Consider the following 22,176-nt stretch of genomic DNA (forward strand, 5'->3'; position numbering starts at 1 on the left):
TTCGCGTGGATCAGATCGGTTAAAAGATCCCCGTCAGCAACTAAGCGACACTCTAGCAAGTAACGGCAACTTCCCTCGCCACACGAGAAACATTCGCTTAAACCCCACGCAAACAATATTCATTATCATTTGGCGCATGAAAACTTCGTTACTGGCTAAACAAAACACATTTGATTAAATGCCCGCTAATGCCCGCCACGCAAGGGCTACAGCCCCACGAAGGTGCACTATGTCCTTATTCCATCGAATAATTTCGCTATAGGAATTTTACTTGCCCGGTGTTTAGCCATAAAATCACCGCGATTGATTGCAGTGCGACATATCGTCACTGCATCGTTACTTTTTCGAGCTCAGAGACCTTTGCTCTCTGTTAAGGATTTCCAGCATGACCGAAGCGACAGGACTCATGGCCCACAACTGGGGCTTTGCCATTTTCCTCCTCGGTGTTGTCGGCCTCTGCGCCTTCATGCTTGGTGTCTCCAGCCTCCTCGGGTCAAAAGCCTGGGGCCGCAGCAAAAATGAACCGTTCGAATCCGGCATGCTGCCTACAGGTGGCGCCCGCTTGCGGCTCTCAGCCAAATTCTATCTGGTCGCGATGCTCTTCGTGATCTTCGATATCGAAGCCCTCTTTCTCTTTGCCTGGTCTGTGTCCGTCCGCGAAAGCGGCTGGACCGGATTCGTCGAAGCTCTCGTTTTCATAGCAATTCTGTTGGCAGGCCTTGTCTACCTATTCCGAGTGGGCGCCCTTGACTGGGCTCCGGAAGCTCGTCGTAAGCGGCAAGCGAAGCTGAAACAATGAGGCTTTGGCGATGCAATACAATCTCACCAGGATCGACCCGGATGCTCCTAACGATCAATACCCTATCGGCGAACGGGAAACCGTTTCCGATCCGTTAGAAGATCAAGTCCACAAAAACATCTACATGGGCAAGCTCGAAGACGTGCTGAGTGGCGCGGTCAACTGGGGACGTAAAAACTCCCTGTGGCCGTACAACTTCGGCCTTTCTTGCTGCTACGTGGAAATGACCACCGCCTTCACGGCGCCCCATGACATCGCACGCTTTGGCGCCGAAGTTATCCGGGCATCACCGCGTCAGGCGGATTTCATGGTTATCGCCGGCACCTGCTTTATCAAGATGGCGCCGATCATCCAGCGTCTCTACGAGCAAATGCTCGAGCCGAAGTGGGTTATCTCCATGGGTTCGTGCGCCAACTCCGGTGGCATGTACGACATCTATTCCGTCGTTCAAGGGGTGGACAAGTTCCTGCCCGTGGACGTCTACGTGCCTGGCTGCCCGCCCCGCCCTGAAGCATTCCTGCAAGGCTTGATGCTGCTGCAGGAATCGATTGGCAAGGAGCGTCGCCCGCTTTCCTGGGTCGTAGGCGATCAAGGCGTGTACCGCGCCGAGATGCCTTCGCAAAAGGAAGAGCGCCGCGAACAGCGAATCGCAGTCACCAATCTGCGCAGCCCTGACGAAGTCTGATCCAGACCGCTTCTTTTATAGAACGAACACCTGGCTTCATTCTTTACGTTGACCGAAAGCGATAAAAAAACCATGACTACAGGCAGCGCTCTGTACATCCCGCCTTATAAGGCAGACGACCAGGATGTGGTCGTCGAACTCAATAACCGTTTTGGCCCTGACGCCTTCACCGCCCAGGCCACACGCACCGGTATGCCGGTGCTGTGGGTGGCGCGCGCCAAGCTCGTCGAAGTCCTGACCTTCCTGCGCAACCTGCCCAAGCCGTACGTCATGCTCTATGACCTGCATGGCGTGGACGAGCGTCTGCGCACCAAGCGCCAGGGCCTGCCGAGCGGCGCCGATTTCACCGTGTTCTACCACTTGATGTCGCTGGAACGTAACAGCGACGTGATGATCAAGGTCGCGCTGTCCGAAAGCGACTTGAGCGTCCCGACCGTCACCGGTATCTGGCCGAACGCCAGCTGGTACGAGCGAGAAGTCTGGGACATGTTCGGTATCGACTTCCCGGGCCACCCGCACCTGACGCGCATCATGATGCCGCCGACCTGGGAAGGTCACCCGCTGCGCAAGGACTTCCCTGCCCGCGCCACCGAATTCGATCCGTTCAGCCTCAACCTCGCCAAGCAACAGCTTGAAGAGGAAGCGGCGCGTTTCCGTCCGGAAGACTGGGGTATGAAACGCTCTGGCACCAACGAGGACTACATGTTCCTCAACCTGGGCCCGAACCACCCTTCGGCTCACGGTGCCTTCCGTATCATCCTGCAACTGGACGGCGAAGAAATCGTCGACTGTGTCCCGGACATCGGCTACCACCACCGTGGTGCCGAGAAGATGGCCGAGCGTCAGTCCTGGCACAGCTTTATCCCGTATACCGACCGTATCGACTACCTCGGCGGCGTGATGAACAACCTGCCGTACGTGCTCTCGGTCGAGAAGCTGGCCGGTATCAAGGTGCCCGACCGCGTCGACACCATCCGCATCATGATGGCCGAGTTTTTCCGGATCACCAGCCACCTGCTGTTCCTGGGTACCTATATCCAGGACGTCGGCGCCATGACCCCGGTGTTCTTCACCTTCACCGACCGTCAGCGCGCCTACAAGGTCATCGAAGCCATCACCGGCTTCCGCCTGCACCCGGCCTGGTACCGCATCGGCGGCGTGGCCCACGACCTGCCGAATGGCTGGGAGCGCCTGGTCAAGGAATTCATCGACTGGATGCCCAAGCGTCTGGACGAGTACCAAAAGGCTGCGCTGGATAACAGTATCCTCAAGGGTCGTACCATTGGCGTCGCCCAGTACAACACCAAAGAAGCGCTGGAATGGGGCGTCACCGGTGCTGGCCTGCGGTCCACCGGTTGCGACTTCGACCTGCGTAAAGCGCGTCCTTACTCGGGCTACGAAAACTTCGAATTCGAAGTCCCGCTGGCCGCCAATGGCGATGCCTACGACCGTTGCATCGTGCGCGTCGAAGAAATGCGCCAGAGCCTGAAGATCATCGAGCAATGCATGCGCAACATGCCGGCAGGCCCGTACAAGGCGGATCACCCGCTGACCACGCCGCCGCCGAAAGAACGCACGCTGCAGCACATCGAAACCCTGATCACGCACTTCCTGCAAGTTTCGTGGGGCCCGGTCATGCCGGCCAACGAATCCTTCCAGATGATTGAAGCGACCAAGGGTATCAACAGTTATTACCTGACGAGCGATGGCGGCACCATGAGCTACCGCACCCGGATCCGTACCCCAAGCTTTGCCCACTTGCAGCAGATCCCTTCGGTGATCAAAGGCGAGATGGTCGCGGACTTGATTGCGTACCTGGGTAGTATCGATTTCGTTATGGCCGACGTGGACCGCTAAGCATGAACAGCACGCTTATCCAGACAGACCGTTTCACCCTGAGTGAAACCGAGCGCTCGGCCATCGAGCACGAGCTGCATCACTACGAAGACCCGCGCGCGGCGTCGATCGAAGCCCTGAAGATCGTCCAGAAGGAACGTGGCTGGGTGCCGGACGGCGCGCTCTACGCCATCGGCGAGATCCTCGGCATCCCTGCCAGCGACGTTGAAGGCGTGGCCACGTTCTACAGCCAGATCTTCCGTCAGCCGGTCGGTCGCCACATCATTCGCGTGTGCGACAGCATGGTCTGCTACATCGGCGGCCACGAATCGGTGGTTGACGCGATCCAGACCAAACTGGGCATCGGCCTCGGCCAGACCACCCCTGACGGCCGCTTCACGCTGCTGCCAGTGTGCTGCCTGGGCAACTGCGACAAGGCGCCGGCGTTGATGATCGACGACGACACATTCGGTGACGTGCAGGCAACTGGCGTGACCCAATTGCTCGAGGGCTACCCATGACCCTTACATCTTTCGGCCCGGCCAACCTGATCAAGCGTTCGCCCGAGACCCATCCCCTGACCTGGCGCCTGCGTGACGATGCCGAGCCTGTATGGTTCGACGAGTACCAAGCCAAGAACGGTTACGCCGCTGCGCGCAAGGCCTTCGCCGACATGGCCCAGGACGATATCGTCCAGACCGTGAAAGACGCCGGCCTCAAAGGCCGCGGCGGTGCAGGCTTCCCCACGGGCGTGAAGTGGGGCCTGATGCCCAAGGACGAATCCATCAACATCCGCTACCTGCTGTGCAACGCGGATGAAATGGAGCCGAACACCTGGAAAGACCGCATGCTGATGGAGCAGCTGCCCCATCTGCTGATCGAAGGCATGCTGATCAGCGCCCGCGCGCTCAAAACCTACCGTGGCTATATCTTCCTGCGTGGCGAGTACACCACCGCCGCCAAGCACCTCAACCGTGCTGTGGAAGAAGCCAAGGCCGCTGGCTTGTTGGGCAAGAACATCCTCGGTTCGGGTTTTGACTTCGAACTGTTCGTGCACACCGGCGCCGGGCGTTACATCTGCGGTGAAGAAACCGCACTGATCAACTCCCTCGAAGGCCGCCGCGCCAACCCGCGCTCCAAGCCGCCCTTCCCCGCCGCTGTCGGCGTGTGGGGCAAGCCGACTTGCGTGAACAACGTCGAAACCCTGTGCAACGTGCCGGCGATCATTGCCGACGGCGTGGACTGGTACAAATCGTTGGCCCGCGAAGGCAGCGAAGACATGGGCACCAAGCTCATGGGCTTCTCCGGCAAGGTCAAGAACCCTGGCCTGTGGGAACTGCCGTTCGGCGTGACCGCCCGCGAGCTCTTCGAGGACTACGCCGGCGGCATGCGCGACGGCTACACCTTGAAAGCCTGGCAGCCAGGCGGCGCCGGCACCGGTTTCCTGTTGCCCGAGCACCTCGACGCACAGATGTATGCCGGCGGCATCGGCAAGGTCGGCACCCGGATGGGTACGGGCCTGGCGATGGCGGTGGACAACACGGTGAACATGGTCTCGCTGCTGCGCAACATGGAGCAGTTCTTTGCCCGTGAATCCTGCGGCTTCTGCACCCCATGCCGCGACGGTCTGCCGTGGAGCGTGAAGCTGCTGATGGCCCTGGAAAATGGCGAAGGCCGCGAGGGTGATATCGAAACCCTGCTCGGCCTGGTCGGTTTCCTCGGCCCAGGCAAGACCTTCTGTGCTCACGCACCGGGCGCCGTGGAGCCATTGGGCAGCGCAATCAAATACTTCCGCTCGGAGTTCGAAGCCGGCATCGCGCCTACCAGCGCCGCCGTCCCGCCTCTGGCAAAGCCGATCGTAGTCGGCGCGTAACGCTTTAAAAGGCGAAGGGTCCGTGCCCTTCGCTTTCTCATGGGCTGACGCCGTAAAGGCTGTATTGATGCCCATGAATAACAAGATTCCATTAGCCACGCCCGCTGACAACGGGCCAACGAAGAACTTTGAACCATGGCCACTATCCACGTAGACGGCAAAGCGCTCGAAGTCGATGGGGCAGACAACCTGTTACAGGCATGTCTCTCACTAGGCCTCGACATCCCGTATTTCTGCTGGCATCCCGCGCTTGGTAGCGTCGGTGCCTGTCGCCAGTGTGCGGTCAAGCAATACACCGACGAGAACGACACCCGTGGTCGTATCGTCATGTCCTGCATGACCCCAGCCACCGACAACACCTGGATCTCCATCGACGATGATGAATCCAAGGCGTTCCGCGCCAGCGTTGTCGAATGGCTGATGACCAACCACCCTCACGACTGCCCAGTCTGTGAGGAAGGCGGTCACTGCCACCTGCAAGACATGACGGTGATGACCGGCCACAACGAGCGCCGTTATCGCTTCACCAAGCGTACCCACCAGAACCAGGACCTCGGCCCGTTCATTTCCCACGAAATGAACCGCTGCATCGCCTGCTACCGTTGCGTGCGCTTCTATAAAGACTACGCCGGCGGCACCGACCTCGGCGTATTCGGCGCCCACGACAACGTGTACTTCGGTCGCGTTGAAGACGGCGTGCTCGAAAGCGAGTTCTCCGGCAACCTCACCGAGGTCTGCCCGACCGGTGTATTCACCGACAAGACTCACTCCGAGCGCTACAACCGTAAGTGGGACATGCAATTCGCCCCGAGCATCTGCCATGGCTGCTCCAGCGGTTGCAACATCTCCCCGGGTGAGCGCTACGGTGAACTGCGTCGGATCGAAAACCGCTTCAACGGTTCGGTCAACCAGTACTTCCTGTGCGACCGTGGCCGTTTCGGCTACGGCTACGTCAACCGCGAAGACCGCCCACGCCAGCCACTGCTGGCCAATGGCGCCAAGCTGAGCCTGGACGACGCCCTGGATAAAGCCGCCGACCTGCTGCGCGGGCGTAACATCGTCGGTATCGGTTCGCCGCGCGCCAGCCTCGAAAGCAACTACGCGTTGCGCGAGCTGGTCGGCGCCGAGCACTTCTACTCCGGCATCGAAGCCGGTGAGCTGGAGCGCATCCGCCTGGTCCTGCAAGTGCTGAACGACAGCCCGCTGCCGGTGCCGAACATGCGCGACATTGAAGACCACGACGCCATCTTCGTGCTCGGTGAAGACCTGACCCAGACCGCCGCACGTATCGCCCTGTCGCTGCGCCAGTCGGTCAAAGGCAAGGCCGAAGACATGGCCGACGCCATGCGCGTCCAGCCTTGGCTCGACGCCGCCGTGAAAAACATCGGCCAGCACGCGCTGAACCCGCTGTTTATTGCAAGCATCGCTGAAACCAAGCTCGACGACATCGCCGAAGAATGTGTGCACGCAGCACCGGACGACCTGGCCCGCATCGGTTTCGCCGTGGCCCACGCCCTCGACGCCAGCGCGCCTGCCGTCGAAGGCCTGGACGCTGAAGCCGTTGAACTGGCCCAGCGTATCGCCGACGCACTGCTGGCGGCCAAGCGCCCATTGATCATTGCCGGCACCTCGTTGGGTTCCAAGGCGTTGATCGAAGCCGCTGCCAACATCGCCAAGGCCCTGAAGCTGCGCGACAAGAACGGTTCCATCAGCTTGGTCGTGCCGGAAGCCAACAGCCTTGGCCTGGCCATGCTCGGTGGCGAGTCCCTGGACGCGGCCCTGCAAGCGGTGATCGACGGCAATGCCGACGCCATCGTGGTGCTGGAAAACGACCTTTACACCCGCACCGATGCCGCCAAGGTTGACGCTGCGCTGAACGCCGCCAAAGTGCTGATCGTTGCCGACCACCAGAAGACCGCTACCAGCGAGCGCGCCGACCTGGTGCTGCCAGCCGCCACCTTTGCCGAGGGCGACGGTACCCTGGTCAGCCAGGAAGGCCGCGCCCAGCGCTTCTTCCAGGTGTTCGATCCGAAGTACATGGACGCCAGTATCCTGGTTCACGAAGGCTGGCGCTGGCTGCATGCCCTGCGCGCCACCCTGCTGAACCAGCCGATCGACTGGACCCAGCTCGACCACGTCACCGCCGCTGCCGCCGCGAGCGCGCCGCAACTGGCACGTATCGTCGACGCTGCACCGTCCGCCGCGTTCCGCATCAAGGGCATGAAGCTTGCCCGTGAACCGCTGCGTTACTCCGGGCGTACGGCCATGCGCGCCAACATCAGCGTGCACGAGCCACGTACTCCGCAAGACCCGGACACCGCGTTCGCCTTCTCCATGGAAGGTTACTCGGGCTCTGCCGAACCGCGCCAACAGGTGCCGTTCGCCTGGTCGCCGGGCTGGAACTCGCCGCAGGCCTGGAACAAGTTCCAGGACGAAGTCGGTGGTCACATCCGAGCTGGCGACCCGGGCACGCGCCTGATCGAAAGCACCGGTGATTCGCTGAATTGGTTCTCTGCCGTACCGCGTCCGTTCAACCCGGCCCAAGGCACCTGGCAGGTTGTGCCGTTCTTCCACCTGTTCGGCAGCGAAGAGAACTCTTCGAAAGCCGCACCGGTTCAAGAACGTATCCCAGCCGCCTACGTTTCCCTGGCCAAGTCCGAAGCCGACCGCCTGGGCGTCAACGACGGCGCCCTGCTCAGCCTGAACGTGGCCGGCCAGACCCTGCGTCTGCCGCTGCGCATCAATGAAGAGCTGGGCGCTGGCCTGGTTGCACTGCCTAAAGGCATCGCCGGCATTCCAGCGGCGATCTTCGGCAAAACCGTTGACGGTCTGCAGGAGGCAGCGCAATGACTTGGTTCACTCCTGAAGTGATCGACGTGATCATCTCGGTGGTCAAGGCCATCGTGATCTTGTTGGCCGTGGTCGTCGCGGGCGCCCTACTCAGCTTCGTCGAACGTCGCCTGCTGGGCTGGTGGCAGGACCGTTACGGTCCGAACCGCGTTGGCCCGTTCGGTATGTTCCAGATCGCGGCCGACATGCTGAAAATGTTCTTCAAGGAAGACTGGACCCCGCCGTTTGCCGACAAGGTGATCTTCACCCTGGCACCGGTCGTGGCCATGAGCGCCTTGCTGATCGCCTTCGCGATCATCCCGATCACCCCGACCTGGGGCGTGGCGGACCTGAACATCGGCTTGTTGTTCTTCTTCGCCATGGCCGGTTTGTCGGTCTATGCGGTGCTGTTCGCCGGTTGGTCGAGCAACAACAAGTTCGCCCTGCTGGGCAGCTTGCGGGCTTCGGCCCAGACCGTGTCCTACGAAGTGTTCATGGGCCTCGCGCTGATGGGCATCGTGGTGCAGGTTGGCTCGTTCAACATGCGCGATATCGTCGAGTACCAGGCGCAGAACCTGTGGTTCATCATTCCGCAGTTCTTCGGCTTCTGTACTTTCTTCATCGCTGGCGTCGCCGTGACTCACCGTCACCCGTTCGACCAGCCGGAAGCGGAACAAGAACTGGCCGACGGCTACCACATCGAATACGCCGGCATGAAATGGGGCATGTTCTTCGTCGGTGAGTACATCGGCATCATCTTGATCTCGGCCCTGCTGGTCACGCTGTTCTTCGGCGGCTGGCACGGTCCGTTCGGCATCCTGCCGCAGTTGGCGTTCTTCTGGTTCTTCCTGAAGACCGCGTTCTTCATCATGTTGTTTATCCTGCTGCGCGCTTCCATTCCGCGCCCACGATACGACCAGGTGATGGATTTCAGCTGGCGCTTCTGCCTGCCACTGACCCTGATCAATTTGCTGGTGACGGCTGCTGTTGTGTTGTTGAACACGCCAGCCGGCGCGGTTCAGTGAGGATTTGACCCATGTTCAAATATATTGGCGACATCGTTAAGGGTACCGGTACCCAGTTGCGAAGCCTGGTGATGGTGTTCGGTCACGGCTTCCGCAAACGCGACACCCTGCAATACCCGGAAGAAGCGGTGTACCTGCCGCCGCGCTATCGCGGCCGTATCGTGCTGACTCGCGACCCCGATGGCGAAGAGCGTTGCGTAGCCTGCAACCTGTGCGCCGTGGCGTGCCCGGTGGGTTGCATCTCCCTGCAGAAAGCTGAAACCGAAGACGGTCGCTGGTACCCGGACTTCTTCCGCATCAACTTCTCGCGCTGCATTTTCTGCGGCCTCTGCGAGGAAGCTTGCCCGACCACCGCGATCCAGCTCACGCCGGATTTCGAGATGGCCGAGTTCAAACGTCAGGACCTGGTGTACGAGAAAGAAGATCTGCTGATCTCTGGTCCCGGTAAAAACCCTGATTACAACTTCTATCGTGTTGCAGGTATGGCCGTTGCCGGTAAGCCGAAAGGCGCCGCACAAAACGAAGCCGAGCCGATCAACGTGAAGAGCTTGCTGCCTTAAGGAAGAAAGATGGAATTCGCTTTCTATTTCGCGTCCGGTATTGCAGTGGTGTCCACGCTTCGCGTGATCACCAACACCAATCCTGTGCACGCCCTGCTCTACCTGATCATTTCGCTGATCGCCGTGGCCATGACCTTCTTCGCACTCGGCGCACCGTTCGCCGGTGTGCTGGAAGTGATCGCCTACGCTGGCGCCATCATGGTGCTGTTCGTGTTTGTGGTGATGATGCTCAACCTGGGACCGGCTTCGGTCGCCCAGGAACGCGTCTGGCTCAAGCCCGGCATCTGGCTCGGCCCGGTTATCCTCGCAGCCCTGCTGCTGGGTGAACTGCTGTATGTGCTGTTCGCTCACCAGAGCGGCCAGGCCATCGGCCACACCACCGTAGACGCGAAGGCCGTGGGCATCAGCCTGTTCGGCCCGTACCTGCTGGTGGTCGAACTGGCTTCGATGCTGCTGCTCGCCGCAGCCATCACCGCCTTCCACTTGGGCCGCAACGAAGCCAAGGAGCAATGACGATGCCTGCTATCCCTTTGGAGCATGGTCTGGCGGTCGCCGGCATCCTGTTCTGCCTTGGCCTGGTCGGCCTGATGGTTCGCCGTAACATTCTGTTCGTGTTGATGAGCCTGGAAATCATGATGAACGCCGCGGCACTGGCGTTCATCGTAGCGGGTGCACGTTGGGGCCAGCCGGATGGACAAGTCATGTTCATCCTGGTGATCAGCCTGGCAGCCGCCGAGGCCAGTATCGGCCTGGCGATCCTGCTGCAACTGTATCGTCGCTTCCACACGCTTGATATCGACGCTGCCAGTGAGATGCGCGGATGAACATGATCTTTCTGACTTTCGTATTTCCCCTGATCGGTTTCCTGCTGCTGTCGTTCTCTCGCGGGCGCTGGTCGGAAAACCTCTCGGCCTTGATCGGCGTGGGCTCCATTGGCCTGTCGGCCATTGTGGCCGCCTACGTCATCTGGCAATTCAACGTGGCGCCGCCAGAAGGCGGTCACTACACCCTGGTGCTATGGCAGTGGATGTCGGTGGAGGGCTTCAAGCCCAACTTCGCCCTCTACGTCGACGGTCTGTCGATCACCATGCTCGGCGTGGTGGTGGGTGTGGGCTTCCTGATCCACCTGTTCGCGTCCTGGTACATGCGCGGTGAAGCCGGTTACTCGCGCTTCTTCTCGTACACCAACCTGTTTATCGCCAGCATGCTGTTCCTGGTACTGGGCGATAACCTGTTGTTCCTGTACTTCGGTTGGGAGGGCGTGGGCCTGTGCTCGTACCTGTTGATCGGTTTCTACTACAGCAACCGCAACAACGGTAACGCGGCACTCAAGGCCTTCATCGTCACCCGGATCGGCGACGTGTTCATGGCCATCGGCCTGTTCATCCTGTTCCAACAGGTGGGCACGCTGAATATCCAGGAACTGCTGGTGCTGGCACCGCAGAAATTCCAGGTTGGCGACTTCTGGATCACCCTGGCGACCCTGATGCTGCTGGGCGGCGCCGTGGGTAAATCCGCGCAACTGCCGCTGCAAACCTGGCTGGCGGATGCGATGGCCGGTCCTACCCCTGTTTCCGCACTGATCCACGCGGCAACCATGGTTACCGCCGGTGTCTACCTGATCGCGCGTACCCACGGCCTGTTCACCCTGGCGCCGGATATCCTGCATCTGGTGGGCATCGTTGGCGGCGTGACCCTGGTCCTGGCCGGCTTCGCCGCGCTGGTGCAGACCGACATCAAGCGCATCCTCGCCTACTCGACCATGAGCCAGATCGGCTACATGTTCCTGGCCCTGGGCGTTGGCGCCTGGGACGCGGCGATCTTCCACCTGATGACCCACGCCTTCTTCAAGGCCCTGCTGTTCCTCGCTTCCGGTGCGGTGATCGTTGCCTGCCACCACGAACAGAACATCTTCAAGATGGGCGGCCTGTGGAAGAAACTGCCACTGGCCTACGCCAGCTTCATCGTCGGTGGTGCCGCCTTGGCCGCCCTGCCACTGGTGACCGCCGGTTTCTACTCGAAAGACGAAATCCTCTGGGAAGCCTTTGCCAGCGGTAACCAGAACCTGCTGTACGCAGGCCTGGTGGGTGCGTTCATGACCTCGCTGTACACCTTCCGCCTGATCTTCATCACCTTCCACGGTGAAGCCAAGACCGAAGCACACGCAGGCCACGGCATTTCGCACTGGTTGCCATTGTCGGTGCTGATCGTGCTGTCGACCTTCGTCGGCGCCATGATCACCCCGCCTCTGCACGGTGTACTGCCGCAAAGCGTCGGCCATGCCGGCGGCGAAGCCCAGCACAGCCTGGAAATCGCCTCGGGCGCCATCGCCATTGCCGGTATCCTGTTGGCCGCGCTGCTGTTCCTCGGCAAGCGTCGCTTCGTGACCGCCGTGGCCAACAGTGGCATTGGCCGCTTCCTCTCGGCCTGGTGGTTCGCTGCCTGGGGCTTCGACTGGATCTACGACAAACTGTTCGTCAAACCGTACCTGGCCATCAGCCACATTCTGCGTAAAGACCCGCTCGACCAGACCATTGGTTTGATCCCGCGTGCTGCCAAGGCCGGTCACACCGCCCTGAGCCGCAGCGAGACGGGCCAATTGCGTTGGTATGCAGCTTCCATGGCGGCCGGTGCCGTGCTGGTGATCGGCGCCATCGTAGTGGTAGCGGTCTGATATGAACTTTGCGAACTTGCGAAAGGAAACGAGCCTGTCATGATTCTGCCCTGGCTAATCCTGATCCCCTTTATCGGCGGCCTGCTCTGCTGGATGGGTGAACGCTTCGGCGCCACCCTCCCCCGCTGGATTGCGTTGCTGACCATGTCCCTGGAACTCGCACTCGGCCTCTGGCTGTGGGCCCATGGCGACTATTCATTTGCTCCGGCACCGGGTGTCGATCCAACGTTCGCGCTTGAATTCAAGCACGTGTGGATCCAGCGCTTCGGCATCAACGTGCACCTGGCCCTCGATGGCCTGTCGCTGTTGATGATCCTGCTGACCGGCCTGCTGGGTATCCTCTCGGTACTCTGCTCCTGGAAAGAGATCCAGCGTCACGTGGGCTTCTTCCACCTGAACCTGATGTGGATCCTGGGCGGCGTTGTCGGCGTGTTCCTCGCCCTCGACCTGTTCATGTTCTTCTTCTTCTGGGAAATGATGCTGGTGCCGATGTACTTCCTCATCGCGCTCTGGGGTCACAGTTCTTCGGACGGCAAGAAAACCCGGATCTACGCGGCGACCAAGTTCTTCATCTTCACCCAGGCTTCCGGCCTGATCATGTTGGTGGCGATCCTGGGCCTGGTACTGGTCAACTTCAACAACACCGGCGTGATTACCTTCAACTACGCCGACCTGTTGAAAACCAAGATGTCCCTCACCACCGAGTACATCCTGATGCTGGGCTTCTTCATCGCGTTCGCGGTGAAGCTGCCGGTGGTGCCGTTCCACTCCTGGCTGCCGGATGCCCACGCACAGGCGCCGACTGCCGGTTCCGTGGACCTGGCCGGTATCCTGTTGAAGACTGCGGCCTACGGCCTGCTGCGTTTCGCCCTGCCGCTGTTCCCGAATGCCTCGGCGGAGTTCGCGCCGATCGCCATGACCCTGGGTCTGATCGGGATCTTCTACGGTGCGTTCCTGGCCTTCGCACAAACTGACATCAAGCGTCTGATTGCCTTCTCGTCCGTGTCCCACATGGGCTTCGTACTGATCGGTATCTACTCCGGCAGCCAACTGGCGCTGCAAGGCGCAGTCATCCAGATGCTGGCCCATGGTGTCTCGGCCGCTGCCCTCTTTATCCTGAGTGGCCAGTTGTACGAGCGCCTGCATACCCGTGACATGCGTGAAATGGGTGGTGTGTGGTCGCGCATCGCGTACCTGCCGGCGATCAGCCTGTTCTTCGCCGCCGCGTCCCTGGGCTTGCCGGGCACCGGCAACTTCATCGGCGAGTTCCTGATCCTGATGGGTGCATTCGTGCAAACACCGTGGATCAGTGCGATTGCTACCTCCGGCCTGGTGTTTGGTTCGGTTTACTCGCTGATCATGATCCACCGCGCCTACTTCGGCCCGGCCAAGTCCGACACCGTCCTGCAAGGGATGGATGCTCGCGAACTGATCATGGTGCTCGGCCTTGCGGTGCTGCTGATCTACATCGGCGTGTACCCGCAACCGTTCCTGGACACTTCTGCCGCGACGATGCATGGCGTGCAGCAGTGGTTCGGCACCGCCTTCTCTCAACTCGCTTCGGCCCGGTAAGAGCGCTATGGAATTCACGATCCAACACTTTATCGCGCTTGCGCCGCTGCTGATTACCAGCCTCACCATCGTGGTGGTGATGCTGGCAATCGCCTGGCGCCGCAATCATTCGCAAACGTTCCTGCTGTCCTGTGCCGGCCTCAACCTGGCCCTGCTGTCGATCATCCCGGCCCTCAAGGTCGCACCATTGGCGGTCACGCCGTTGATGATGGTGGATGACTTCGCCCTGCTGTATATCGCGCTGATCCTGGTCGCGACCCTGGCGTGCGTCACCCTCGCCCACGCCTATATGGGCGAAGGCGGCACCGGTTACCCAGGCAACAAGGAAGAGCTGTACCTGCTGATCCTGCTGGCTGCGGCCGGCGGTATCGTGCTGGTCAGCGCACAGCACCTGGCGGGCCTGTTCATCGGCCTGGAACTGCTGTCGATCCCGACCTACGGCCTGGTGGCCTACGCCTTCTTCAACAAGCGCTCCCTGGAAGCCGGCATCAAGTACATGGTGCTGTCGGCCGCCGGTTCCGCGTTCCTGTTGTTCGGTATGGCCCTGCTCTACGCCGAAGCCGGCAGCCTGAGCTTCACCGGTATCGGTCACGCCCTGGCCACCACCAACATGCCTGCGCCAATCGCCCAACTGGGCCTGGCCATGATGTTGATCGGCCTGGCGTTCAAGCTGTCGCTGGTACCCTTCCACCTGTGGACCCCGGACGTGTACGAAGGTGCGCCGGCGCCGGTAGCGGCGTTCCTGGCCACCGCGTCGAAGGTTGCAGTGTTTGCGGTGATGGTGCGTCTGTTCCAGATCTCCCCTGCTGCCAACACCGGTGTGCTGAGCACCGTGCTGACCGTGATCGCCATCGCGTCGATCCTGTTCGGTAACCTGCTGGCCCTGACTCAGAACAACCTCAAGCGTCTGCTGGGTTACTCCTCCATCGCTCACTTCGGCTACCTGCTGATCGCCCTGGTGGCGAGCAAAGGCCTGGCCGTGGAAGCCATGGGTGTGTACCTGGTTACCTACGTGATCACCAGCCTGGGTGCGTTCGGCGTGATCACGCTGATGTCCTCGCCGTTCAAAGGCCGTGATGCCGACGCCCTGTACGAATATCGCGGCCTGTTCTGGCGCCGTCCGTACCTGACCGCCGTACTGACCGTGATGATGCTGTCCCTGGCCGGTATCCCGTTGACTGCCGGCTTCATCGGCAAGTTCTACATCGTCGCCACCGGTGTCGAAGCCCACGAATGGTGGTTGGTTGCCTCCCTGGTACTGGGCAGCGCCATCGGCGTGTTCTACTACCTGCGCGTGATGGTCACCCTGTACCTGATCGAGCCAAACCTGCGCCGTGTGGATGCCGAGCTGCATTGGGAACAGAAGGCAGGCGGCGTGATGCTGCTGGCCATCGCCCTGCTCGCGTTCTTCCTGGGCGTGTACCCACAACCGTTGCTCACCCTGGTGCAGCACGCGGTGCTGGGCGTTTGATCGCTTAGCGGGATGCAGTAAACAAGACGGCGCCTTCGGGCGCCGTTTTGCGTTTCAGGGGCAGGGGTTTTTACCCTCCCCTATTCACGGAAATTTCCTCGCCCGTCTGCCTCCCCATCCGGCATCTACCCGATTAACGCCGCCGTATGGTGTCTGCGTTTTAGGAAAGTTCCCACGGCAGGGTCACTTGACCCTTTGCGAGTGGGCCACCAAACTATACGCAGGCTACGTACAGAACATGGATGCTCTATTTATCGAACTGCCGGCCTTCGAGCGGCATCGCAAGGACTATCTGAGTGACGAGCTTTTCCAGGGTTTTCAACAAGAGTTGATGAAGAACCCGGAAGCAGGAGATGTGATCGAGGGAACAGGCGGACTGCGCAAAGTTCGCTTCATCGATGAGCGACGCAACAAAGGCAAGCGCGGTGGCCTGCGGGTCATTTACTACTGGTGGTCGGGCGGCACGCAATTCTGGCTGTTCACCCTGTACGGCAAGCACGAACAGGATGACCTGACACCACAGCACAAAAAAGCCCTAAAACACATGCTGGACAGGGAAATCAAAGCGAGAACACATCATGAAACGTGAAATCTTTTCCGAACTTGTCGAAGGCTTCGACGCCCTGGCAGACGAACGCCAAGGCAAAGTCACCTTGCGAACCCACAAGGTTCACCTCAAAAACCTGGCGCCACTCACCGCTGAGGAAGTGATCGCCGTGCGCCAACAACTCAACCTCTCCCGGTCGGTGTTCGCCATGTACCTGCGCACCAATACCCGCACCCTGGAAAACTGGGAGCAAGGCCGAGCCAAGCCGAATGCCCAGGCTGCCACGCTGATTCGCCTGGTGGCACGTTTTCCTGAGACCGTGGCGCAACTTGCCGCTTTGGGTTGATCTGCAATTGCCTTAAAAAAAACGCCCCGGATATTCGGGGCGTTTTTCGGTGCATGGCGTCAGAACGCGATACCGACCTTGAAGCCGTACTCGTTGCGCTTGAGCTTGGTGTTATCGGCCACTTCAGAATCACCGTCGAGTTTGTACTCGGTGCGGGTGTAGTACAGGCCCGCGACCACCGGCAGGTCGCCCTTCTGATTCATCAGCAGGCTGACCTCAGCGTAAGGGTTGGTGCGGTCCTTGAGGTCCACGGTGTCGCTGCCGAAATCATCGACCTTGAGCTTGGTACGGCCGTCGATGGTGCGACGGGCGCCGGCTTCGACACGCAGGGTCATGTCATCGAACTGATGGTTGTAGCCCAGGGCTGCCTTGGCGAACGGCGATTTGTTGGTGAGTTTCACGTCGAGATCGTTGATCTCTGGCTCGTAACGGGTCCAGCTGTAGCCACCGCCAACGATCACGTCGACAAAGTTGCGCGCATCCAGCGCGGCACGCCAGCCGAGGTCCAGGTCAGCCTGCCCTTCCTTGAGCTTGTTGTCGCTCTTTTCGCCGTACTTGGCTTCGATACCGGCCTGGTAGATAAAGCCGGATTCGGCGGTGAGCTTGTTACCGAAGTTGTAGAACAGGCCGGCCTCGGGCATGTGGCTCTTGTCGCTTTCGCTGCCGCCTTCGAATTTGAAATCGTTATAGCTGCCCAGGATCCCGAAGGTGGAAATCGGGTCAGTGGACGGTGCGGCGAACACCGCAGCAGGCGCAGCGACCAGCGCCAGCAGCGAGGAACCCTTGAGGAATTTTCCGAATAGCTTGGACATCGTTTTACATCTCCTTGTCTGGTGAGCAAATTATTCAGGAACCGGTTCGAACCCCGGCCGGCGCCAAAGGTTCGAATTAATTTGCGTTGATTTGGAGGTAAAACGGTTCAGCGAAGGCTCTATCTCAATACTGTTACGAATTAGCCATTACCAAGCCATCAAGGACTGCCCGCAGCGCCGGCGTTTCCGGCACGCGAATCCCGAAGGTTTCAGTCAATATCTGCAACACCTCGTCGGCACTGGCGAGGGCGCGCTTTTCACTCGGCCGGTCCAGGTAGTGAATCGCATAATGGGCGTTGTTCAGGGTATGGCGCTTACCCGCAGCCAAGCGCGCGACTTTCAACTGGCCAATGAAGACCGAATCCGGATGGGTGGAGACATACCAGTTGCCGATTTCATAATCGATGGCCGCCTGCACCTGCAGATCGAACACATACAGACCACGCCACCCCTCGGCCACTTGCGCCCACAGGGTGTAACTGCCCTGCCCGTCGAAGGTCAACCGATAAGGCTCATGGGCCGTGGCCTGCACCGCCTCGGTGTCCAACAGCAACGGACTGCTGGGCACCATGCCGCCAAAGCCGACATCGGTGATATAGCGCACGCCATCCAACGTCACCAGGCTCAAACGATGAGTCCGCGCCGTGCGCGCATCCGGCGCCCCGCCCATCACCACCCGCCCGGTGATGCCGCGCGCGTCAAAGCCAAGTTCCTGCAATAACGCCAGGAACATCTGGTTCAACTCGTAGCAATACCCGCCCCGCCCTTCCAGCAGCACTTTCTGCTCGACGCTCGGCAGGTCGATGGGCACTGGCAGGCGCATCAGACTCGACAAACTCTCGAAAGCAAAGGTGCACACATGGCGCAATTGCAGGTCCTGCAAGGTTTGCAGGGTCGGCGCTGGCGGCGAGTCATAGCCCAGGCGTTGCAGATAGAGGCGGCTATGGGTCAACAGTGACATGGCGCAATCCTTGGGCACGGGATGAAGCCGACACTATGCCGCGTCGACGTGCAGATTGTCATTTTGAATGAACCTTTTTAAGCGCTGCCCTATCCATCTATAACAACACAGGGAGGCAACATGAGTACCGCAAAAATCTACACCATCAATTATCAGCTGCACGGCAAACCGAAATCCTTTGTGGTGCGCGCCGAAGTGATGAACAACGCCGAGGCCTGGCACTGGGCGGCGGTGGATGCCGATATCGCCCATGTGAGCCGCGTGGGGCGAGTTGGGCACGAGCAAGTGAAGAAGACGACTCGGCCCTGGGCGGAGAAATATGGCATCACTGAAGTCACCTGGATCGCGCCCAAGTAAATAAAAGCCCCGCTCAATGGCGGGGCTAGTTTTATGGCTTCAAGTCGCCCAACGGATCATAAGGCGGCTTTTTTTCATCCTTGTCTTTCTTCTCCTTATCCAACGGCGCAATCGCCGGTCCGATAGGATCCACCTGCGGATCCGCCACATCCGGCGAATCCGGGTCAAACCCCAACTCATCCTTGCCACTGGAATGCTCGCCCGAAGCCGGACCTTTTGGTGTGTTACTCACGGTGTTCTCCTCGTTCAGAGCGGGCGGGCCTTGTCGTGCAGGTTTTCCAGGTCGTCTTCGATGCGTTCCACGTCGTCGTCCTGACGCTCCGCCGGGTCGTTGGGGCGCAACGCATCGTTGTCGCGCTCTTCTTCTCCGGGTGTGCGGTCAGGGTTTGGGGTGCCGGGGGGCGGCTGGTTGTAGTCGGACATGATGGTTCACCTCAAGGGGTCTACACAGGTTTAGAGAAACCGCCGTGCGCCATCGTTCAACTTGTTTGCCCAAGCGTGAGATGATGCCCACCCCTTCTTGAGGCATGAACCGGATGTTCGAGCTCAAACCCTGCGACCCTGTCACCTTCCGTCAACAGACCCGGCGCAGCACCTTGATTGTGGCAGTGCTGTTCGTGGCCCTGGCGATGTTGCTGTCGAGCCTGGCGGTGATGCTGTTTGGCGAGCCTGGCGGGGATAATTTCCGCTTTAATGTCGGCGGGGTGTTCGCCGGGGTGCTGATTACGGTGGCGCTGGTGCGCGGCCCGTTCTGGTCTCAGCCGTGGCTGGCGGAGGCGGTGTATGGCTGGCAGCTCAAGCGCAACCTGATGAGCGTGACCAATGTGATGCACAAGGTCACCGAGCGGGTGCAGGCGAATGACCCGACGGCGATCAAGGTGCTGCGTTTTTATCACTTGGGCCTGACGCAGATGCATGAACTGGACGCCAACTCCAGCGCCCAGGTGCAACTGGTGGCTGAGGTCGAAGTGCATAAGGCCAAGATGCAGGCGCTGGGGATCGATCCCGAGCAGACACGGTTCGACCCCGCTTGGCTGGACGCGTTTAAAAGCGCTTAGGCCAGCACGCCTACGAAGTCTTCTTGATGGGACACGCGCCCCCTCACATCGTCAGTTTGAAATTTTTGCCCGCCAGCAGAACACCGCGCTGACGGCAATCGCCGCACCGGCCAGGCCAAACACCCAGGGCGCCGAGGCGATCGGCAGCAACAAGCCGGCGAGCAAGGGCCCGAGGCCGGCGCCGATATCGCGCCACACGGCGTTGGAGGCCAGCGCCGACACGCGCATGGAACCGGGGTTGCGCTCGGCCACCAATGTCGTCACCAGCGGAAGTTGCAGCGCACGCAGCACCAGCACCGCCGCCGCGCCGACAATCACCCAGTAACTGCCGAATGCGGTCAGGGCCAGGGCACTCAGGAACGAAAACAGCAGCAGCATCGAGGTCGCGCCAAACCGCTGGGCGGCGCGACCGCCCAGGGGGCTCAGGAGCATTTCCGAGACGTACCGCAGCGCCATCAGGCCACCGGCGATCAGCACCGCATCGCCACCCAGCAGCTTCTGCGCCTGGATCGACAGGCCGAAGATAAACAGGCCGTCCAGCGCCACCCCCTCGATAAACGACCACATCGCCACACTGTCCGGCCACTTGAAGCGCCGCCCCGGCGTGCTGTGCAAATCATGCCCGACCGTAGGCAAGCCACGCGCCATCCACAAGCCCACTAGGCAGCACCCAGCCAGAATCAGAAAGATCGGACGCGGCCCGGCCATCAATGTCAGCCAGCCGCCCAACGGCAACGCAAGCATCGGCCCGAGGGCGATCAGCGCGCGGGAACGCCCGGCCCGGCGTGCGGCACCGGCAGGTTCCGAGGTGGCCAATACTTGGGTCGAAAGGTTCAGCGCAGCGAAACACAGGCCCCACACCAACCGCAGGCAGAGCAAGGCGGCGAACCCGGACAGCAGCGAGTTGCCCACGGCGCACAGGGTGGCGGCGCCGGCGGCGATCATGCAGGTCAGGCGGTCGCCGTTGCGCGCGTAGAAATTCAGCACATGGCGGTAACCGAAAATCCGCACCAGGCGGTTGGCCGCCAGCAACACTCCCGCCTGGGCCAGGGTGATGCCGAACGCCTGGGATTCCATTGGCAGCAGCAGGTAGAGCAACACGTCACTGGGCAAGCATAAAGCCAGGGTCAGCGCGGCGCGGCGGGAGAGCGTATCAGCGGTGCGAAGGGCCAGGCTCGACATAAATCTGAAACATCCCGAAATATTCAGGTCGCCACGGTAGCGTTAATCAGTCCTTTTTCCCATAGGGAAACAACCGCAGACCGCTGGCCACGGCCCCGACCAAAGCAAACCCGCAGCCCAGCCATAGCGCATATTGCGGCCCGCTGCCCAGGGACAGGTGAAAACACAAGGCCACCAACGACGCGCCCAACGTCTGCCCCAACAACCGCGAAATCGCCACGATGCCACTGGCTCCGCCGCTGCGGGCCAACGGCGCACTGGTCATCAAGGCCTTGAGGTTGGGCGACTGGAAGAAGCCGAAGCCCGCGCCACACAGCGCCATGCGCCAACCAATATCCAATGCCGACGCACCGCTGCCCAGGGTCGCGAGCGCGGCCATGCCCACGCTGAGCATCAACAGGCCGATGCCGCACAGCACGCCCAGGTTCACGCGGTCGGCCAGGCGCCCCGCCACCAGCGCCATCACCGCCACAACAGCGGGCCAGGGTGTCATCAGGAAACCGGTTTCCACCTGGCTATGCCCCAGCACCGCCTGCAACAGGAACGGCAGCGACACAAACGCCAGGCCTTGGGCGCTGAACGCGCAAATAGCAGTGAGGGAAGACAAGGCAAACACCGGACGTTTGAACAGGTCCAGCGCCAGCATCGGTGCCGGGTGCCCAGCCTGGCGCCGCAGCAGCAATGCACCGCACACCAGTGCCACGGCAATCAGTCCCCAGGTCAAGGCGCCCTGGGCGCCGTGCACCGCCGTGCCCAGACCCAACACCAACAAGGCAAACAGCCCCGCGCACAACGCGGCGGCAAGACGGTCGAAGGCATGCCCGGTCATCGGCAGGGTCGGCAACGAGCGCAGGCCCAACGCCAGCGCCAGCAAGCCCAAGGGCACATTGATCAGGTACAGCCAGTGCCAGGTCGCCACCGACAGAATCGCCGACGCAGCGGTCGGCCCCAGGGTAAACGCCAGTCCTACCACCAGCGAGTTGTAACCCAGCCCCCGACCGAGCATTTTTGACGGGTAGATATGCCGCAGCAGCGCCGTGTTCACGCTCATGATCGCCGCCGCGCCCAGCCCCTGCACCACCCGCGCCGCCGTCAGGGTGACCAGCGAGCCGGCCAGCCCGCAAAACAGCGACGAGACAATAAACAACAGCAACCCGCCGAGATACACCCGGCGATGCCCCAGCACATCACTGAGGGACGCAAACGGCAACACCGTGGCGATGATCGCCAACTGGTAGGCATTCACCACCCAGATCACCGAGGCGGAATCGGTGCCAATCCCCTCGGCCAGGGTCGGCAAGGCCGTGTTGACGATGGCCGTGTCCAGGGTCGCCATGCCGATCCCCAGGGAGATCGCAATCACGGCAGGGAGGCGTTTATTGAGGGGCAACCCATCGGCAACAGAAGACATGGACTATCCGCGCAGGTGACAAAGGCCCCTAGATTACGGGTAGACCGTTTTTTTTTCAGTGGCCGATGGCCTGGCTGTCAGAATTTTCATGTTGATGCCCACGCGATTCCCGACAAAAAACGGACAGCGCCTACATCTCCCCCCGACCATTCTTTGCACCCTTGGCGTTTCTTCTCTT

General features: G+C 60.8%; 23 protein-coding genes. 17 read left to right on the top strand and 6 right to left on the bottom strand.

All coding sequences use genetic code 11. The features are described from left to right. Nucleotides 1-385 precede the first annotated feature (385 nt). The 15 genes from RB216_RS17605 to RB216_RS17675 all read left to right on the top strand — a co-directional run bounded on the left by RB216_RS17605 (nucleotide 386) and on the right by RB216_RS17675 (nucleotide 16,217). Entirely contained in the window at nucleotides 386-799 is a 414-nt protein-coding gene (locus tag RB216_RS17605; protein ID WP_003219575.1) for an NADH-quinone oxidoreductase subunit A, read from the top strand. 10 nt (nucleotides 800-809) lie between these two features. Continuing rightward, the gene (locus RB216_RS17610; protein WP_016975544.1) at nucleotides 810-1,484 is read left to right on the top strand and encodes a NuoB/complex I 20 kDa subunit family protein; all 675 of its coding nucleotides are present in this window, start codon (nucleotides 810-812) and stop codon (nucleotides 1,482-1,484) included. Nucleotides 1,485-1,556: 72 nt separating this feature from the next. Next, the gene (gene nuoC, locus RB216_RS17615; RefSeq protein ID WP_028616805.1) at nucleotides 1,557-3,341 is read left to right on the top strand and encodes an NADH-quinone oxidoreductase subunit C/D; all 1,785 of its coding nucleotides are present in this window, start codon (nucleotides 1,557-1,559) and stop codon (nucleotides 3,339-3,341) included. 2 nt (nucleotides 3,342-3,343) lie between these two features. After that, on the top strand, nucleotides 3,344-3,841 hold the full coding sequence (nuoE, locus tag RB216_RS17620; protein WP_016975546.1) for an NADH-quinone oxidoreductase subunit NuoE: 498 nt from the start codon (nucleotides 3,344-3,346) through the stop codon (nucleotides 3,839-3,841). After that, a complete protein-coding gene (gene nuoF, locus RB216_RS17625) occupies nucleotides 3,838-5,193 on the top strand; it encodes an NADH-quinone oxidoreductase subunit NuoF (RefSeq protein WP_028616806.1) in 1,356 nt (451 codons plus the stop codon). Before nuoE ends, nuoF begins: the two co-directional genes overlap by 4 nt. Nucleotides 5,194-5,328: 135 nt before the next feature. Then, nucleotides 5,329-8,043: an NADH-quinone oxidoreductase subunit NuoG gene (gene nuoG, locus RB216_RS17630; protein WP_308907665.1), complete on the top strand. Its 2,715-nt coding sequence runs from the start codon at nucleotides 5,329-5,331 to the stop codon at nucleotides 8,041-8,043. Continuing rightward, nucleotides 8,040-9,047: an NADH-quinone oxidoreductase subunit NuoH gene (gene nuoH / locus RB216_RS17635; protein WP_017137518.1), complete on the top strand. Its 1,008-nt coding sequence runs from the start codon at nucleotides 8,040-8,042 to the stop codon at nucleotides 9,045-9,047. Before nuoG ends, nuoH begins: the two co-directional genes overlap by 4 nt. An 11-nt stretch (nucleotides 9,048-9,058) precedes the next feature. Then, a complete protein-coding gene (nuoI, locus tag RB216_RS17640; protein ID WP_003174725.1) occupies nucleotides 9,059-9,607 on the top strand; it encodes an NADH-quinone oxidoreductase subunit NuoI in 549 nt (182 codons plus the stop codon). Nucleotides 9,608-9,616: 9 nt separating this feature from the next. Further along, nucleotides 9,617-10,120, top strand: a complete 504-nt coding sequence (gene nuoJ / locus RB216_RS17645) for an NADH-quinone oxidoreductase subunit J (protein WP_016974946.1) — start codon at nucleotides 9,617-9,619, stop codon at nucleotides 10,118-10,120. 2 nt (nucleotides 10,121-10,122) lie between these two features. Next, a complete protein-coding gene (nuoK, locus tag RB216_RS17650; protein WP_003174727.1) occupies nucleotides 10,123-10,431 on the top strand; it encodes an NADH-quinone oxidoreductase subunit NuoK in 309 nt (102 codons plus the stop codon). Continuing rightward, nucleotides 10,428-12,281: an NADH-quinone oxidoreductase subunit L gene (gene nuoL / locus RB216_RS17655; RefSeq protein WP_122683854.1), complete on the top strand. Its 1,854-nt coding sequence runs from the start codon at nucleotides 10,428-10,430 to the stop codon at nucleotides 12,279-12,281. The genes nuoK and nuoL overlap by 4 nt, the downstream gene beginning before the upstream one ends. 39 nt (nucleotides 12,282-12,320) lie before the next feature. Then, entirely contained in the window at nucleotides 12,321-13,853 is a 1,533-nt protein-coding gene (gene nuoM / locus RB216_RS17660; RefSeq protein WP_010209575.1) for an NADH-quinone oxidoreductase subunit M, read from the top strand. A 7-nt stretch (nucleotides 13,854-13,860) separates the two neighbouring features. Next, nucleotides 13,861-15,324 (top strand): NADH-quinone oxidoreductase subunit NuoN, encoded by a 1,464-nt coding sequence (gene nuoN / locus RB216_RS17665; protein WP_028616809.1) that lies wholly within the window; start codon nucleotides 13,861-13,863, stop codon nucleotides 15,322-15,324. Between the two features lie 238 nt (nucleotides 15,325-15,562). Beyond that, nucleotides 15,563-15,913, top strand: a complete 351-nt coding sequence (locus RB216_RS17670; protein WP_071493394.1) for a type II toxin-antitoxin system RelE/ParE family toxin — start codon at nucleotides 15,563-15,565, stop codon at nucleotides 15,911-15,913. Continuing rightward, on the top strand, nucleotides 15,903-16,217 hold the full coding sequence (locus RB216_RS17675; protein ID WP_068935043.1) for a helix-turn-helix domain-containing protein: 315 nt from the start codon (nucleotides 15,903-15,905) through the stop codon (nucleotides 16,215-16,217). The genes RB216_RS17670 and RB216_RS17675 overlap by 11 nt, the downstream gene beginning before the upstream one ends. Nucleotides 16,218-16,276: 59 nt before the next feature. On the opposite strand, the gene RB216_RS17680 is transcribed toward RB216_RS17675, so the two are convergent. Continuing rightward, nucleotides 16,277-17,029, bottom strand: a complete 753-nt coding sequence (locus tag RB216_RS17680) for an outer membrane beta-barrel protein (RefSeq protein ID WP_016979648.1) — start codon at nucleotides 17,027-17,029, stop codon at nucleotides 16,277-16,279. Between the two features lie 133 nt (nucleotides 17,030-17,162). Beyond that, nucleotides 17,163-17,990 carry an arylamine N-acetyltransferase family protein gene (locus RB216_RS17685; RefSeq protein WP_308907666.1) on the bottom strand — a complete coding sequence of 276 codons (828 nt, stop codon included), beginning with the start codon at nucleotides 17,988-17,990 and terminating at the stop codon, nucleotides 17,163-17,165. 120 nt (nucleotides 17,991-18,110) lie between these two features. Here RB216_RS17685 and RB216_RS17690 point away from each other — a divergent pair, with 120 nt between their 5' ends. After that, nucleotides 18,111-18,347, top strand: coding sequence for a DUF6555 family protein (locus RB216_RS17690; protein ID WP_028616813.1), 237 nt, complete (start codon nucleotides 18,111-18,113; stop codon nucleotides 18,345-18,347). Between the two features lie 31 nt (nucleotides 18,348-18,378). Here RB216_RS17690 and RB216_RS17695 read toward each other — a convergent pair whose 3' ends face one another. Both RB216_RS17695 and RB216_RS17700 read right to left on the bottom strand, forming a co-directional pair. Continuing rightward, nucleotides 18,379-18,579, bottom strand: coding sequence for a DUF6021 family protein (locus RB216_RS17695; protein WP_016979665.1), 201 nt, complete (start codon nucleotides 18,577-18,579; stop codon nucleotides 18,379-18,381). A gap of 14 nt (nucleotides 18,580-18,593) precedes the next feature. Beyond that, nucleotides 18,594-18,770: a hypothetical protein gene (locus tag RB216_RS17700; RefSeq protein WP_163002128.1), complete on the bottom strand. Its 177-nt coding sequence runs from the start codon at nucleotides 18,768-18,770 to the stop codon at nucleotides 18,594-18,596. A 113-nt stretch (nucleotides 18,771-18,883) separates the two neighbouring features. Between RB216_RS17700 and RB216_RS17705 the strand changes: the two genes are divergently transcribed. Further along, nucleotides 18,884-19,405, top strand: a complete 522-nt coding sequence (locus tag RB216_RS17705) for a DUF3087 domain-containing protein (RefSeq protein ID WP_308907667.1) — start codon at nucleotides 18,884-18,886, stop codon at nucleotides 19,403-19,405. 51 nt (nucleotides 19,406-19,456) lie between these two features. On the opposite strand, the gene RB216_RS17710 is transcribed toward RB216_RS17705, so the two are convergent. Both RB216_RS17710 and RB216_RS17715 read right to left on the bottom strand, forming a co-directional pair. Next, complete coding sequence (locus RB216_RS17710) at nucleotides 19,457-20,587, bottom strand: MFS transporter (protein ID WP_308907668.1); 1,131 nt, start codon at nucleotides 20,585-20,587, stop codon at nucleotides 19,457-19,459. Between the two features lie 46 nt (nucleotides 20,588-20,633). Continuing rightward, on the bottom strand, nucleotides 20,634-21,998 hold the full coding sequence (locus tag RB216_RS17715) for an MFS transporter (protein WP_028616816.1): 1,365 nt from the start codon (nucleotides 21,996-21,998) through the stop codon (nucleotides 20,634-20,636). Between the last annotated feature and the right edge of the window lie 178 nt (nucleotides 21,999-22,176).

Source organism: Pseudomonas canadensis, assembly GCF_030980095.1.
GTDB lineage: Bacteria > Pseudomonadota > Gammaproteobacteria > Pseudomonadales > Pseudomonadaceae > Aquipseudomonas > Aquipseudomonas canadensis.